Annotated in this window: 9 protein-coding genes and 1 pseudogene; 9 read left to right on the top strand and 1 reads right to left on the bottom strand. The window is 54.2% G+C overall.

The annotated features are described in order from the left end of the window. Positions 1-125: 125 nt before the first annotated feature. From HZS80_RS18530 to mdoH, 4 genes and pseudogenes are all read left to right on the top strand, one after another. Positions 126-395 (top strand): annotated as a pseudogene (locus tag HZS80_RS18530) (IS30 family transposase); the annotation flags it as partial. Between the two features lie 9 nt (positions 396-404). After that, a complete protein-coding gene (locus tag HZS80_RS18525; protein WP_246362278.1) occupies positions 405-2,348 on the top strand; it encodes a putative bifunctional diguanylate cyclase/phosphodiesterase in 1,944 nt (647 codons plus the stop codon). 381 nt (positions 2,349-2,729) lie between these two features. Further along, positions 2,730-4,316, top strand: coding sequence for a glucan biosynthesis protein G (locus HZS80_RS18520; RefSeq protein WP_179916909.1), 1,587 nt, complete (start codon positions 2,730-2,732; stop codon positions 4,314-4,316). Then, positions 4,309-6,828 (top strand): glucans biosynthesis glucosyltransferase MdoH, encoded by a 2,520-nt coding sequence (mdoH, locus tag HZS80_RS18515; RefSeq protein ID WP_179916908.1) that lies wholly within the window; start codon positions 4,309-4,311, stop codon positions 6,826-6,828. Before HZS80_RS18520 ends, mdoH begins: the two co-directional genes overlap by 8 nt. On the opposite strand, the gene HZS80_RS18510 is transcribed toward mdoH, so the two are convergent. Next, positions 6,811-7,773, bottom strand: a complete 963-nt coding sequence (locus HZS80_RS18510; RefSeq protein ID WP_179916907.1) for a helix-turn-helix domain-containing protein — start codon at positions 7,771-7,773, stop codon at positions 6,811-6,813. The genes mdoH and HZS80_RS18510 overlap by 18 nt on opposite strands. 209 nt (positions 7,774-7,982) lie before the next feature. On the opposite strand from HZS80_RS18510, the gene HZS80_RS18505 reads away from it, so the two are divergent. The 5 genes from HZS80_RS18505 to aceK all read left to right on the top strand — a co-directional run bounded on the left by HZS80_RS18505 (position 7,983) and on the right by aceK (position 14,217). Then, positions 7,983-9,398, top strand: a complete 1,416-nt coding sequence (locus HZS80_RS18505) for an ethanolamine ammonia-lyase subunit EutB (RefSeq protein WP_179916906.1) — start codon at positions 7,983-7,985, stop codon at positions 9,396-9,398. Further along, a complete protein-coding gene (gene eutC, locus HZS80_RS18500; RefSeq protein ID WP_179916905.1) occupies positions 9,388-10,224 on the top strand; it encodes an ethanolamine ammonia-lyase subunit EutC in 837 nt (278 codons plus the stop codon). The genes HZS80_RS18505 and eutC overlap by 11 nt, the downstream gene beginning before the upstream one ends. Positions 10,225-10,352: 128 nt before the next feature. Further along, the gene (gene eat / locus HZS80_RS18495; RefSeq protein WP_179916904.1) at positions 10,353-11,792 is read left to right on the top strand and encodes an ethanolamine permease; all 1,440 of its coding nucleotides are present in this window, start codon (positions 10,353-10,355) and stop codon (positions 11,790-11,792) included. An 83-nt stretch (positions 11,793-11,875) separates the two neighbouring features. Next, positions 11,876-12,370: a CIA30 family protein gene (locus HZS80_RS18490; protein WP_101147336.1), complete on the top strand. Its 495-nt coding sequence runs from the start codon at positions 11,876-11,878 to the stop codon at positions 12,368-12,370. An 86-nt stretch (positions 12,371-12,456) separates the two neighbouring features. Beyond that, positions 12,457-14,217: a bifunctional isocitrate dehydrogenase kinase/phosphatase gene (aceK, locus tag HZS80_RS18485; RefSeq protein ID WP_179916903.1), complete on the top strand. Its 1,761-nt coding sequence runs from the start codon at positions 12,457-12,459 to the stop codon at positions 14,215-14,217. Positions 14,218-14,257 lie beyond the last annotated feature (40 nt).

Raw genomic sequence — 14,257 nt, 5'->3', positions numbered from 1 at the left:
TCTTCGCGACCCTGCCCACCCTCGACGCTGATGAGCTCCATACGCTGCTGCCCTGGCAGTGGAAAGAGACCTTACCGGTCTAAGCGAAGCCTGCATAGATGGGGTTAGTGGAGCGCTTACGGAAGGTTGCCAAGTCCGTCTCGGCCAAGATCTATTTTTGCGACCCGTACCGCTCATGCCAGCGTGGTACTAATGAAAACACCAATGGTCTGATTAGGCAGTATTTTCCTAAAGGTACTGACTTCCGCAAAGTGACCAATGCCGAGCTACGAAGAGTCGTCAATAAGCTAAACGATAGACCAAGAAAGCGGCTGGGATACCGAACCCCAGCCCAGGTGTTCTTAGGTGAATACTCAGGAGCGCTAGAAACCGCAGGTGCTGCACTTATTAGTTGAATTCAGGCTTTGAGACTGCCACCGTATACCGATGAAGTATTACGTATCGCTGCGGCGTTGGCTGGTGCCGAGTTGGCGCGTCAGTTAGCGGAAGGCCAAGCGCGCGAGCATATGCTGCATAATCAATTGGCGCTGCAGCGCATTGGCCGACACAACTCCGCCTTAATCAATACCATTAATGAGCAACAGCGCTTCCAACACGCTGTTGTCAGCGTGGCGACTGCTGTTTCGGCTGAAAATGGCGAATCGTTTCTGCACCAACTGACCGCCCATATGGCTGAGGCTTTATCCGCCGAAGTGGGGTTTATTGCACTGCTGGATGAGCAAGATTCCGATATCGCTCATACCTTGACGCTGTATGTAAATGGTCAAGTTCAAAGCAATTTTGCCTACTACCTCCCCGGTGTTCCCTGCCACAAGGTGATGTTAGAACAGGAGTGTATCGTTTATGAAGGTGCCGCCATTATGCTACCCGCTGAAAGCAACGGGGCGCTTTCCTGGGTAAATGGTTATGTTGGGCGGCGGCTAGATAATAGCCATGGTGAGCCGTTGGGACTTATTGGCGTAATGTTTAAAAAGCCGCTGGCCGATGTCGATGTTGTGCGCAATGTATTGCAGATATTTGCCGCACGGGCAGCTTCAGAGCTTGAACGTCAACAAGATGAAGTCCGCATACGCCAACTCGCTTTTTGTGATCCCGGCACTCAATTGCCCAATCGTGCTGCCTTTATGCGCCACTTAGAGCGAGTGGTTGCCGATACCCAGACTACTGAATTGGCGCTATTGCTACTGGATCTTAATCATTTCAAAGAGATCAACGACACTGCTGGCCACGATCTAGGTGATTTAGTCCTTAAGGACGTTGCCAAACGCTTTGCAGCGTCGCTAACTGAGGGGCAGTATTTAGCACGTTTAGGCGGCGATGAGTTTGTGGTGGTGTCCCCTGGTGACGAGGAAAACAGCGCAATAGCCACCGCTCAGCGGCTGTATGACAGCATCGCGCTGCCGTTTATTGTTGAGCAACACTCTTTCGAACTCACTGTGGGAATCGGACTAGCGCTTTATCCCAAGCATGCGGCAACACCCTTAGAGCTGTTGAAACACGCTGACATTGCTATGTATCAAGCCAAACGTCAAAAGCTTTCCGTATGTGTATTCGAGTCCTGGATGGGGCGCGTTGTGGCCGAACAGCTGCATATTGCCAAACGCTTGGCGTCTGCCATTGCAGAAAAACAGCTGAGCCTGAACTTTCAGCCCCAGGTGGATTTGCGCAGCGGCTTGTTGATTGGCGCTGAGGCGCTGTGCAGGTGGCACGATGATGAGCTTGGCGACGTATCGCCGGGTAAATTTATACCTATTGCTGAAGAGCGCGGCATGATTGTTGCGCTAGGCAACTGGGTGATTGAAGAAGCCTGCAGTCAGCTGGCCGAGTGGCGAGAGCAGGGGCACCCTATGGTTGGCCAGTTGGCGATTAATATTGCCGCACAGCAGTTTGAAGAGGACGACTTGGCCGCCAACTTGCTCCATTGTTGTGCCTATTTCGGCATTGAGGCGTCACAACTGAGTCTGGAAATTACCGAAAGCGGCATCATGGAAAATCCTGAAAAGGCGATCGCCATGACTGAGGTTTTAAAGAGCAAAGGGTTAGGGCTTTCCATTGATGATTTTGGCACTGGGTATTCCTCGCTTGCCTACCTAAAACGCTTTGCCGCCGATAAAATAAAAATCGATATTTCTTTTATCCGCGATATGCTTACCAGCGACAATGACCGTGTCATTGTGGCGACGATTATTGCCATGGCGAATACGCTGGGACTTGAGACCATTGCGGAAGGTATTGAGAACCAAAAACAAATCAAAGCATTGCTTGCAATGGGCTGTGCTCAGGGGCAGGGCTACTACTTTGATCGGCCATTGACAGCCGCACAGTTTGCCCAACGTTGGCTCATTTAGCCTAGGCAGATAGACCATGAAAGTCTCTGCATGCCTCTACGGTTACTGAGCTTACAGCAGTTGTCAGCAGAAATACTTACGCCTGTAGTCCACCAGCTTAATAGATCGACCATCCTCACTGCTCAACATATTGAGTAAGTTCTAATTTTTTGTCTCAGTCCTTTCAAAAAGCTCGGTCAGCCAGGGTGCCAAGTAGTCTAGACTCATGCTATACCTAAAATGTAATCTAATCTTTACATGCGCGCATGGCGTGTGTTTTTGCGATGGCGAGCAGTAGCAGAAGGACGCAATTAGCTGATCGAATGGTCTATCACGTATGTCGATTCGGCAAATAAGCGTATTTGAATTCAGTCAAAGGATTGTACAGGAGGATTACGCTAAATGAGTGGATCGACCCCGCAGAGTAAATTTTCACGCCGGAACGATTTTTTTTCTCTAGCCGTTCTAGGTGGGCTGCTGATTGGAAGCTTTCCTGTTGAGGCTTTTGCGTTTGGCTTTGATGATGTCGTTAAAAAAGCAGAGGAACTCGCGCAACAGGGCTACCGCGCACCGGAAACGTCGTTGCCCAGTGAGCTGCGAGAGCTCAGCTTTACGGAATATGCGCAAATACAGTTCAAGCGAGATCGCGACGTGTGGAGCGGTAGAGGCGCACCTTTCACCCTGAGCTTTATCCATGAAGGGATGCATTATGACAGTGCCATCCAATTAAACAGCATTGATCAGGAAGGCGAGGTGCATGCCTTTGCTTACAACCCTGATGACTTCACGTACGGTGATTTAGGCATCTCCGACGAAGTGAAGAATAGCGATGGCGTTGGTATTGCTGGTGTCAGGATCAACCATGCGCTCAATGAAGGTGATCGCAATGAGGAGATGATGGTCTTTCTGGGGGCAAGCTATTTTCGCGCAGTTGGCAGAGGGCAGGTTTATGGCCTTTCAGGGCGCGGCCTGGCTGTTGATACAGGGTTGCCTTCAGGCGAAGAGTTCCCTCGCTTTAGCGAAATGTGGATCATCGAACCTAGCTCAGAAAGCCAGTACTTGACGATTTTCGCCTTGCTTGACTCGCCTAGCGTTACCGGTGCCTACCGCTTCGTGTTACGCCCCGGAGAAGACACCTTAGTAGACGTACAGTCGCGGCTATATTTGCGCCGGGCGGTCGAGAAATTGGGGATAGCACCACTCACCAGTATGTACCTTTACGGCCCAGAGCAGCCCTCTTCGACACAACACTATATCCCGGCAATCCATGATTCTAATGGCCTATTAATCAATGATGCACAGAATGGCTGGACATGGCGCCCGCTAGCCAATCCGGCCAGATTAATGATGAATCGACAGGCAACGCCTCAATTACGCGGGTATGGCCTGATGCAACGAGGTCACAATTTTAGCGATTATCAGGATATTGCCGCACGTTATGATCTGCGCCCAAGCGCCTGGGTTGAGCCACAAAACGAATGGGGGGCCGGTAGCGTTGAGTTGATCCAGATTCCCACCGACAACGAGACCAACGACAACATCGTATCAATGTGGTTGGCTGACGAAACGCATGATCCTGAAACACCGCTGGCGTTCGATTACCGTATTACGTTTACAACCGATGAAAGCCGTCACCTTGATCCTCAGCTTGCGTGGGTTGAAGAAACACGTCGCTCACGGGGAGAAGTGATACGCGATAACCTGGTGCGTGAGCCTGACGGTACGCTCGCTTTCGTCCTCGATTTTATCGGGCCCTCGCTTTCCGGCATCCCCAGCGATGCCAATATGAGCGTAGAGGCCAGCGTTGGCGATAATGGCGAATTAGCCAATAGTCGCGTTGTGCATAATCCAGCGACCAACGGTTGGCGTGTGTTTGTTAACGTGAAGCGCGATAATGGCAACCAGCCTTTGGATATCAGGGCCAAGCTAGTACTCGAGGGCAAGCAAATGTCCGAGACTTGGTATTACAGGCTGCCCGCTAATGGCTGAGACAATGTCCTCTTCCCAGGCAACGCCAACGGATCTGTATTTAGAACGATTGGCATTGGAGACCCGGGATCGTAAGGAGCGCTACTCGTTATTAGTCGGTGACCTTGATAAACACGATATGGCTTCGCTACATGCTGCGTTGGGTGGAGATAGCGAGGGCGAAGGTGATTGGCAGAATAAAAATAGTGATGATCCAGCGGCCTTATCAGTGGGACGACGCTTGGCGCTTGCCTATGCAGAGCCGCCGTTAGCGCCGCCTGACGTGCTAACGACGGATGCTTCCAACATTACGCGCCTGCGAACGGCGCCGCCGATGAAACGAACGCCATTAGCGCCCCAGAAGTGGTCGACCAATCCTTTCGTCAATATTGGGCGACGTTTTAAGCGCTGGGCTAACGGTGATTTTCGAAAGCGCAGCAGAGAGTCACCCTCCGCGTCCTGGAAGTGGGTCGCCAGAAGGCGTCGTTGGATTTTGCTGGTGCTGATTTTCGGTCAAAGTATCATCGCTGCCAATCAGATGCGTACCGTACTCCCCGGCCAGGGCCTGCAGTGGCTTGAGATCACTATCCTGGCTTTATTTGTGCTGCTATTCGCCTGGGTATCCGCGGGGTTTTGGACCGCTTTGATGGGGTTCTTCCAGCTATTAAGAAGTCATGATCGCTACGCCATTGACAGCGAAGTGGGCGACGAGTCGATTGATGATGAGGCGCGCACAGCACTGCTGGTGCCGATCTGTAATGAGGACGTTGCCAGGGTATTCGCCGGCGTGCGCGCCACCCTGGAGTCACTGCGCAGCACGGGCAATGACCGGCATTTCGACATCTTCATCCTAAGCGATACGTCCGATCCCGATATTGCCATTCAAGAAACCTACGCCTGGCTGGTGTTGTGCCGTGACCTGAATGCTTTCGGCCAAGTTTACTATCGCCGTCGGCAGCGCCGTGTCAAACGCAAAAGCGGTAACCTTGACGATTTTTGCCGCCGCTGGGGGGCGCTCTATCGTTATATGGTGGTGCTGGATGCCGATAGTGTCATGAGCGGCAAATGCCTGACCCGACTGGTGCAAATGATGGAGGTGCACTCCAGGGTCGGCATTATCCAAACAGCACCACGCGCTTCGGGGCGCCTAAATCTGTACGCCCGCATGCAGCAGTTTGCGACGCGGGTTTACGGGCCGCTATTTACCGCCGGGCTCCATTTTTGGCAACTGGGCGAGTCGCACTACTGGGGCCATAACGCGATCATTCGTCTGGCCCCGTTTATGCAGCACTGCATACTGGCGCCGCTGCCCGGTAAAGGCTCCATGTCGGGGGAGATTTTATCCCATGACTTTGTCGAGGCGGCGCTGATGCGACGTGCGGGTTGGGGGGTGTGGATTGCCTATAAACTGGAAGGCAGCTATGAGGAAATGCCGCCTAATTTGCTGGATGAGCTCAATCGCGACAGGCGCTGGTGTCACGGAAATTTGATGAACTTCCGGCTGTTTTTCTCACAAGGTATTCATCCGGTACACCGTGCCGTCTTCCTGACCGGTTTAATGTCTTATCTGTCAGCGCCGCTATGGTGCCTTTTTTTAATTCTTTCCACCGCACTTCTAGCCGTGCATAGCTTTAGCACGCCCGACTACTTTCCCGAGCCGGGGATGCTGTTTCCTGTTTGGCCGCAATGGAATCCCACCTTAGCGGTGGGCTTGTTCGGCGTGACGGCATTACTGCTGTTCTTGCCCAAGTTGCTAAGCGTATTGCTGGTATGGATAAAAGGTAGCCGCCACTATGGCGGGCCGCTCAAGGTATTGACGAGCATGGTGCTCGAGTCGCTATTCTCGATGTTGTTAGCGCCGGTAAGAATGCTGTTTCATACCCGGTTTGTACTCACGTCAGTAATGGGGTGGGCGGTGCAATGGCGCTCACCATCGCGGGAAAATAGCGATACGACATGGGGGGATGCCATCCGAGCTCATTGGACACAGACTCTCATTGGAGCTGTGTGGGCAGCGGGTGTTTACGTTATGGAGCCTACCTTTCTTTGGTGGCTCTCGCCCATCGTCGTCGCTTTGATGCTGTCTATCCCGGTATCGGCACTGTCGAGCCGTGTCTCGTTAGGGCGGTTCTGCTTTCAAAAGCGGCTTTTCCGGATTCCTGAAGAAACGCAGCCACCACGGGTGCTGCGACGCATGGTGAGCTTGCTTGCCCAGATGAACACCGGGATGTCGGCACCCTCTTTTGTCCGAGTGGTGGTAGAGCCCGTGCCTAATGCGTTGGCGACGGCTTTAGGCACATCACGGCACACCGATGTCGAGCCCATACGCCAGCGCCGAGCCGAGCGGGTTTCTCGCGCCGTATTGATGGGGCCAGCGGGGATGAGTCGATTGGAGCGGCTGGATTTTCTAGATGATCCAGTGATGATGTCTCAATTGCACTATCACCTATGGGTCGATAGTAAGGCGCATCACAGTTGGTTTGAACTGGGTCTGCCAGGGCGTGAATCCACGCATCTACCGACCTTTAGCTAAGCTTACTTTTGGGTTAAGCGTATGTGACGGACACTCACCAAACTGCTGCTTATAGTCGTGGGCGAATTGGCCCAGATGCCAGAAGCCCCAGTAAGTGGCTATTTCCGTTACTGACTGCTCGGGCGATGCGGCTCGCAGCGCCCGACGGACACGATTGAGCCGCGTTAAACGTAAATACTGCAGCGGGCTAATGCCCAAAATGGCCGTAAAGCTGTACTGCAGCGTGCGCCGGCTAACATGGGTCAGCTGGCAAAGCTCATCCATGGTCACCGGGCCATCCATGTGCTCGTCCACGTAGCGCTTTACCCGGTCAACCACTTCTTTACGATGCGCGTAGCTGGGCGGCAGCTCTGCACTAGGCTGTTCGGCTTGCAGGAGTTCCAGTAGCGCCATCAGCAGAATGTCTTGATGTATATGGCTAGCAATCGCCAGCGTTTGGCTAGTCAGCAGGCGCTCGATAAGAAACGCGACGGCCTTGAGCGTTTCGGTAGCCGCTTGTCGACGGGGCATGACGTGCCAGCCTGTATCCAAGCTCATCCCTTGCCGCTTAGCCGCCTCTGCTAACGTTGGTAATTGAATCACCAGCCCATAGATGTCGAATCCTTCCGGCGTCACCAATTCAAAATCCTGCCCACCGGGGCGGCACATTACGTCGCCCTCGCTAAGCGCTTGGCCATTGATCCGCGTGCCATGTCGTGTCGTGGGAATCCCGATCCATAGCGAGTTTGGCCATACCCGACATTGCTGGCGTAGCGCTTGACCGGTGTGCTCCTTGAACACTTGCATCGTCTCTAATGCCACTTCATCCAGGCGACCATAGAAGCTGCCAGGGCTGAGCTGGTCGTACTCCTGCTGCCAGCGCGTCAGGTTTTGCGCGTGCTCATCGGCATCGAACGCTTCCTGAACGCATCTTTTTGGTGCAAATGCGCTTTCGAGCGTGGTCATGGGCTCTCCTTGGGGCGTTATATGCATTCAATATTGCTGGATTAACGTCCTAACTTTATGTATTTATTTAAATTTATTAAATATTCTTGGGTTTGCCAAAACTCGATACTCCCTCTCTAGTGATAGCGCTATGGTGGAAACAAGCAAGTTTCGTACCTCAACGCGCAGTCAGCGCGATGTAAAGCAGTCATGACAAAAAGGACCGCTCTATGGCGCAGACCTATCAAACCACGGTGGGAAGCCGCAGCTATCGCTTCGCAAGCCTGGCGGAGTTGATGGCCAAAGCCACACCGCCTCGTTCCGGCGATCGCTTGGCCGGGGTAATGGCGGAGAGCGCTGAAGAGCGCGTGGTCGCTCAAATGGTGTTGGCCGAACTTCCGCTTACCACTTTTTTGAATGAAGCGTTGATTCCTTACGAAGAGGATGAGATTACCCGGCTGATTATCGATGATCATGACGCCGACGCCTTCGCTCCCCTACGTCACCTCACCGTCGGCGACTTTCGTAACTGGCTCTTATCCGATCACGCAACTAGTGACGTATTAACAGAAGTAAAAGCGGGAATTACCCCCGAAATGGCCGCCGCCGTCAGCAAGCTGATGCGCAATCAGGATTTGATTCTGGTGGCTAAAAAGTGCCGGGTCACCACCGCTTTTCGCAATACGATTGGCCTGCCGGGGCGGCTCTCGACACGCCTTCAGCCCAACCATCCCACCGATGATGTAACCGGTATTGCGGCCAGTATTTTAGATGGCCTGCTCTATGGCAGCGGCGATGCAGTCATTGGCATCAACCCCGCGACAGATAACGTCGCTCAGAGCGTCAAGCTGATGCGCTTGATGGATGAAGTGATCCAGAAGTATCAAATCCCCACCCAGTCCTGCGTGCTGACCCACATAACGAACACCTTGGAGGCGATCGAGCAGGGCGCCCCGGTGGATCTGGTCTTCCAGTCGATCGGCGGCACCGAAGCCACCAACCGCAGTTTTGGCTTTGACTTGAGTACTCTCGCCGAAGCCGAAGCAGCGGCGCAGTCGCTCAATCGCGGTACGGTGGGCCGCAACGTGATGTATTTCGAAACCGGCCAGGGCAGCTCGCTCTCCGCCGATGCCCACCACGGGCTCGACCAGCAAACCTGCGAAGCCCGCGCTTACGCGGTAGCGCGGAAGTTCAAGCCGCTGCTGGTCAATACCGTGGTGGGCTTTATCGGCCCCGAGTACCTGTTCGACGGCAAGGAAATCACCCGTGCGGGCCTTGAAGACCACTTCTGCGGCAAGCTGTTAGGCGTACCCATGGGCTGCGATGTCTGCTACACCAATCACGCCGAGGCGGATCAAAATGATATGGATAACCTGCTCACGCTGCTCGGCGTGGCAGGCTGCAATTTCATCATGGGCATTCCCGGTTCTGACGACATCATGCTCAATTATCAGACAACTTCGTTTCACGACGCGCTCTATGCGCGGCGGGTGCTGGGGCTAAAAGCGGCGCCCGAATTTGAACGCTGGCTCGAAGAGATGCAGATTTTCCAGGATGTCAGCACCCACCGGCTCAATGACCAGCTTCCGGCCGCCTTTGCCAACAGCCTGCGCCATCTGCCCAAGGAGCCGCGCCATGGCACATAAACCCTCATCCCCCATCGTAGTGGAAAACCCTTGGGAGCGGCTAAATGCCTTTACCGATGCGCGCATTGGTCTGGGGCGCGCTGGGGTTAGCCTGCCGACCAGCAAACTGCTGGCGTTTCAGTTAGCCCATGCCCAAGCCCAGGATGCGGTTCACTGTCCGCTGGATGTGGAAACGCTCTCCAACGAGCTGACCCAAGCCCTCAATTTGACTGAGGCGCCGCTTCGCCTACACAGCCACGCTCAAGACCGCGCCATGTATCTGCAACGACCCGACTATGGCCGTCGCCTTAACGACGAGACCCGAGAGCAGTTGCAGCAAGCGGCTACTTCTCAGCAACGCTATGACCTTGCGGTGGTTGTGGTCGATGGGCTTTCCGCGCTGGCCGTGCAGCAAAACAGCGCGCCCTTTCTTAGCACGCTTTATCAGATGTTGAGCAGTGACGCCGCCGATTGGCAGCTAGCGCCGTTAACGATTGTTGAGCAGGGGCGGGTGGCCATTGGCGATGAGATTGGAGGGCTGCTCAATGCTGACGCCGTGCTGGTGATGATCGGCGAACGACCAGGGCTAAGCTCGCCAGATAGCTTAGGGCTGTATATGACCTGGGCACCGGAACCGGGGCTTAAGGATGACCGGCGCAACTGCATTTCCAACGTGCGCCCGGCGGGTTTGCAAATAGAGGAGGCCGCTAGACGCTTTTTTCTACTCTTAAAAGAGGCCCGCCAGCTCAAATTGTCTGGCGTTAAGTTGAAAGACCGCAGCGAAGACAATGTGTTGGAAGGCGAATCAGCATCAGGCTCGACGCGTAACTTCCTGGTGGCGGATTAGCTTCGCCCCAAAAACGACACCTATAACAACGATCAAACAACAACAGTCACATAACAAAATGGAACAGCGTTAGTAAACAACAGCACGCCGCTGACGACGATTTCGTTCCACACTGAAAGGGCAAAACGATGACACAACCATCGATTGATCAGGCGTATTTGGCAAAACGCCAACTACGCAAAGGCACCGCTGGCTGGATACTGCTAGCAGGGCTTGGGGTTTCCTACGTCATTTCCGGTGACTTCGCCGGGTGGAACTTTGGCATCGCTGAAGCGGGCTGGGGTGGCTTTGCGATTGCCGCCTGTTTGATGGCGCTGATGTACTTGGCTTTGGTGCTGTCGCTCGCGGAAATGTCAGCGGCACTTCCCGCAGCAGGCGGTGGCTATAGCTTTGCCCGCCAGGCAATGGGGCCTGCCGGTGGTTACTTAACCGGGTTGGCGGTATTGATCGAGTACGCCTTGGCCCCAGCGGCGATTGTGATCTTTATCGGTGCCGCGGTAGAGGCGTTAATCGGTATTGACGGCCCGCTGGTGTACCTGATTTTCTACGCCGTGTTTATTGGCATTCATTTGGCAGGCGTGGGGGAAGCGCTCAAGGTCATGATGGTGATTAGTGGCCTAGCGGTGTTCGCCATTCTGGCGACCGCTGTCGCGCTGATAGGCAGTTTCGATGCTGCCAACCTGTTTGATATTGCGCCCACTGATGCGGCGGGCGCCAGCACCTTTATGCCGTTTGGCTGGTACGGCGTTTGGGCGGCGCTGCCGTTTGGTATGTGGCTGTTCCTGGCAGTGGAAGGTGTACCGCTGGCGGCGGAAGAGGCTAAAGACCCCGCCCGAGATATGCCCAAAGGCATTATCGCGGCGATGCTGTTTCTGCTCTTCACTGCACTGTTAGTCGTGGTGCTGCTGGCCGGTGCGGCGGGTGCCGAAATGATTGGCCAAAGCGGCGTGCCATTAGTAGATGCGTTGAACGAGGCGGGCAACCCGACCCTGGCCACGCTGGTTAACGTGCTGGGCTTGGCTGGGCTAATTGCCTCGTTCTTTTCGATTATTTACGGCTACAGCCGATTGGTATTTGCGCTCTCACGGGCGGGCTATTTGCCTAAGCGCTTATCGCTGACTAGCGGGCGTAAGGTGCCTTATTTGGCGTTGATCGTACCGGGCGTATTTGGCTTTTTAGTCTCACTCAGCGGTGAAGGCGACTTAATGCTGGGGATGGCCGTGGTCGGAGCAACCATTTCCTACGCACTGATGGCACTGAGCCACATTATGCTGCGTGTGCAGCAGCCTGATCTGCCTCGCCCGTATAAAACCCCTGGCGGTGTTGTCACATCAGGCATTGCGCTGGTGCTTTCCCTGGTCGCGCTCACCGGGGTATACGCCTTCGACCCACGTGCCTTTAACTACACCATTGTGCTGTTCATTGTTGGCGCAGCCTACTTCTTCCTCTATAGCAAGAATCATCTCGTTGCGAAAACCGCCGAGGAGGAGTTTGCGCTAGTGGTCGCATCACCTGAAGAGCTGGATAGCCAGGATTCAGAACCAGCGGTCACGACGGCGAAGCTATAATTTGCAAGGTTAATCACCTAGGCTGAACGAGCCTCTTTGCCCTGCGGCAAAGAGGCTTTTTTAGCTAATGAGAAGGAGTAATCATGGCGTTGACATTTGATAACCCAAACGAGCAGCAGCGCTGGTACGCGGTTGACGATGGCGTAATGGGCGGTGTTTCTCAGAGCACATTTAGCGTTACTGACAACGAAGGGCGCTTTCATGGCGAGGTGTCACTGGAAAACGGCGGGGGCTTTGCCTCGGTTCGCCGCGAGCCCAACGGTTTTGAACCAACCCTGGCGGATGCCTGGGGAATAGCGCTGACAGTGCGGGGCGATGGGCGTACCTATCAGTTGCGCCTGAAAAGCACCTCCCTTGGCAATGCCTCAGCGTACCGAGTGAAATTTACGCCTGCTCAGGATAGCTGGGAAACGCTGCACTTCCCCTGGAGCGTCTTTGAGGCGGTGCGGCGTGGCACGCTGCTCAACGATGCCCCCGCAGTCACGCCCAGCGAGATTCACCAGCTCGGCTTTTTAATTGCGGATCGAACGGCAGGGCCTTTCCGTTTGCAGGTCAGCCGCATTGAATCTGTTCGTTAACGGAGCACGGGTATCCACCAAGGTCGTCTCGCATGTAGTTTACCGTTAGGCAACGCTACTAGCGTAAATCCACAGGAGTACGGCCCGTGAAGCACGCACCTGCATACCGCTTAGCGACGACGATTTTGCATGGCTTCGATGAGTACCGTGCGCGTTTTAAAGAGATTACTGCCGATGCCAGCCGTCGTTTCCGTGACGCGGCGTGGCGCGAAACGCAGCAAGCCTCCGCGGAGCGGATCAATCTATATAAGGAGAAAATCGACGTTACCCTGGGGCGCTTAAAGCGCACTTTCGATCCCGAAGTGGTATCCCACTGCGAGTGCTGGCGAGAGGCGCGCAACCACTACGCTGAGCTGATCAGCCTCCGACTCGATTATGAACTCGCTGAAACCTTTTTTAACTCGCTGTTCTGTGCGATTTTCCATCATCGCCATATTCGCAACGACTGGATGTTTGTGTATAGCTCCCGGGAGGATGCCGCCCACCGCTCGGGAATTGACTTATGCCGTCGCAAACAGGTTAACGGCGACTGGCAAGCTGCGCTCAAATGGGCGCTTATCGATGCTCCCTTCGAAAATCGCTTTGCGGAGATAGACCAGGATACCCACCTCGGCGCCACCTTCTTACAGCAGCACTTACCCTCGGCGATGTTGGACGACGATGATACTGAAATCGAGCTGCTGAATAGCGTCTTTTATCGCAATAAAGGGGCTTATCTGGTGGGACGGATTATCGGCGGCGGTGAGCAGGTGCCACTGGTGCTACCGGTACTCCACGGCGAGGGTTTTGGTGAGCAGGCAGGAGGCGATGCCAGCCTGAGCCTGGATACGGTATTGATCGAAACTGACGAGGTGTCGATTATCTTCTCCTTCACCCGCGCTTACTTTCAGGTGGAGGTGGCGGTACCCAGGGAGTTTGTCGATTATCTTCAGCAGTTGATGCCGCATAAGCCAGAAGGTGAGCTCTATGCCTCAATCGGCTTCTTCAAACATGGTAAAACCGAACTTTTCCGGGCGCTGAATCGTCAGGTCGCCAAGCGGGAGGATCAGTTTATTATTGCCCCTGGCGTGCGTGGCATGGTGATGGCGGTGTTTGTGCTGCCCAGTTTTCGAACCGTGTTTAAGATCATTAAAGATAAATTCGACCCGGCCAAAGACGTGACCCACGCCGTGGTGCGCGAAAAGTATCGGCTAGTAAAGCGCCATGACCGAGTAGGGCGTATGGCCGATACGCAAGAGTTCTCCAATTTTATTGTCCGTCAGGATCATTTTGCGCCGGAGTGTCTGGAGCACTTACTGGAAGTGGCGCCCTCAACCGTTGTGTTGAAAGGCGATAAGGTGATTATCAAACATTGCTATACCGAGCGCATGATGACACCGCTGAACATCTATCTGGAGCAGTGCAGCGACCAAGAGAAGGAGATGGTGCTTAAGGATTACGGCAATGCCATTAAGCAAATGGCTGCGGCGAATATTTTTCCCGGCGATATGCTGCTGAAAAATTTTGGCGTGACACGCCATGGAAGGGTGATTTTCTACGACTACGATGAAGTCTGCTACCTCACCGAGTGTCGTTTTCGGCATATGCCCAAATCCCAGGGCAATGACTTCCAGGGGGGGGATACGTTGTCCATCGGTCCTAACGATATTTTTCCAGAGGAGTTTGGCCCTTTCATGTTCGCTAATAAGGCGCTGCGCGATATGTTCATGGCGCAGCACCCCGAGCTATTTGATCCGGAATACTGGCTGGAACTGCAGCAGGCCATCATCGATGGGCGCGTCATCGATGTTTATCCTTACCGTAACAAGCAGCGTTTTGCGGGCAGCATCGGGCAGCTAGTATATTAGTGTTTGACTTAAGAAAAAGTGGAACATAAACGACGAGGTA

Origin of the sequence: Vreelandella glaciei (assembly GCF_013415125.1) — a bacterium.
Lineage (GTDB): Bacteria > Pseudomonadota > Gammaproteobacteria > Pseudomonadales > Halomonadaceae > Vreelandella > Vreelandella glaciei.
Note: the sequence above shows the minus strand (reverse complement) of the source record. Positions and strands in the feature narration are given on the sequence as shown.

Bases quoted from the DNA above. Each gene is read 5' to 3' on its own strand.
- HZS80_RS18520 (WP_179916909.1), top strand. From the start codon at position 2,730: ATGAGTGGATCGACCCCGCAGAGTAAATTTTCACGCCGGAACGATTTT.
- mdoH (WP_179916908.1), top strand. From the start codon at position 4,309: ATGGCTGAGACAATGTCCTCTTCCCAGGCAACGCCAACGGATCTGTAT.
- HZS80_RS18510 (WP_179916907.1), bottom strand. From the start codon at position 7,773: ATGACCACGCTCGAAAGCGCATTTGCACCAAAAAGATGCGTTCAGGAA.
- HZS80_RS18505 (WP_179916906.1), top strand. From the start codon at position 7,983: ATGGCGCAGACCTATCAAACCACGGTGGGAAGCCGCAGCTATCGCTTC.
- eutC (WP_179916905.1), top strand. From the start codon at position 9,388: ATGGCACATAAACCCTCATCCCCCATCGTAGTGGAAAACCCTTGGGAG.
- eat (WP_179916904.1), top strand. From the start codon at position 10,353: ATGACACAACCATCGATTGATCAGGCGTATTTGGCAAAACGCCAACTA.
- HZS80_RS18490 (WP_101147336.1), top strand. From the start codon at position 11,876: ATGGCGTTGACATTTGATAACCCAAACGAGCAGCAGCGCTGGTACGCG.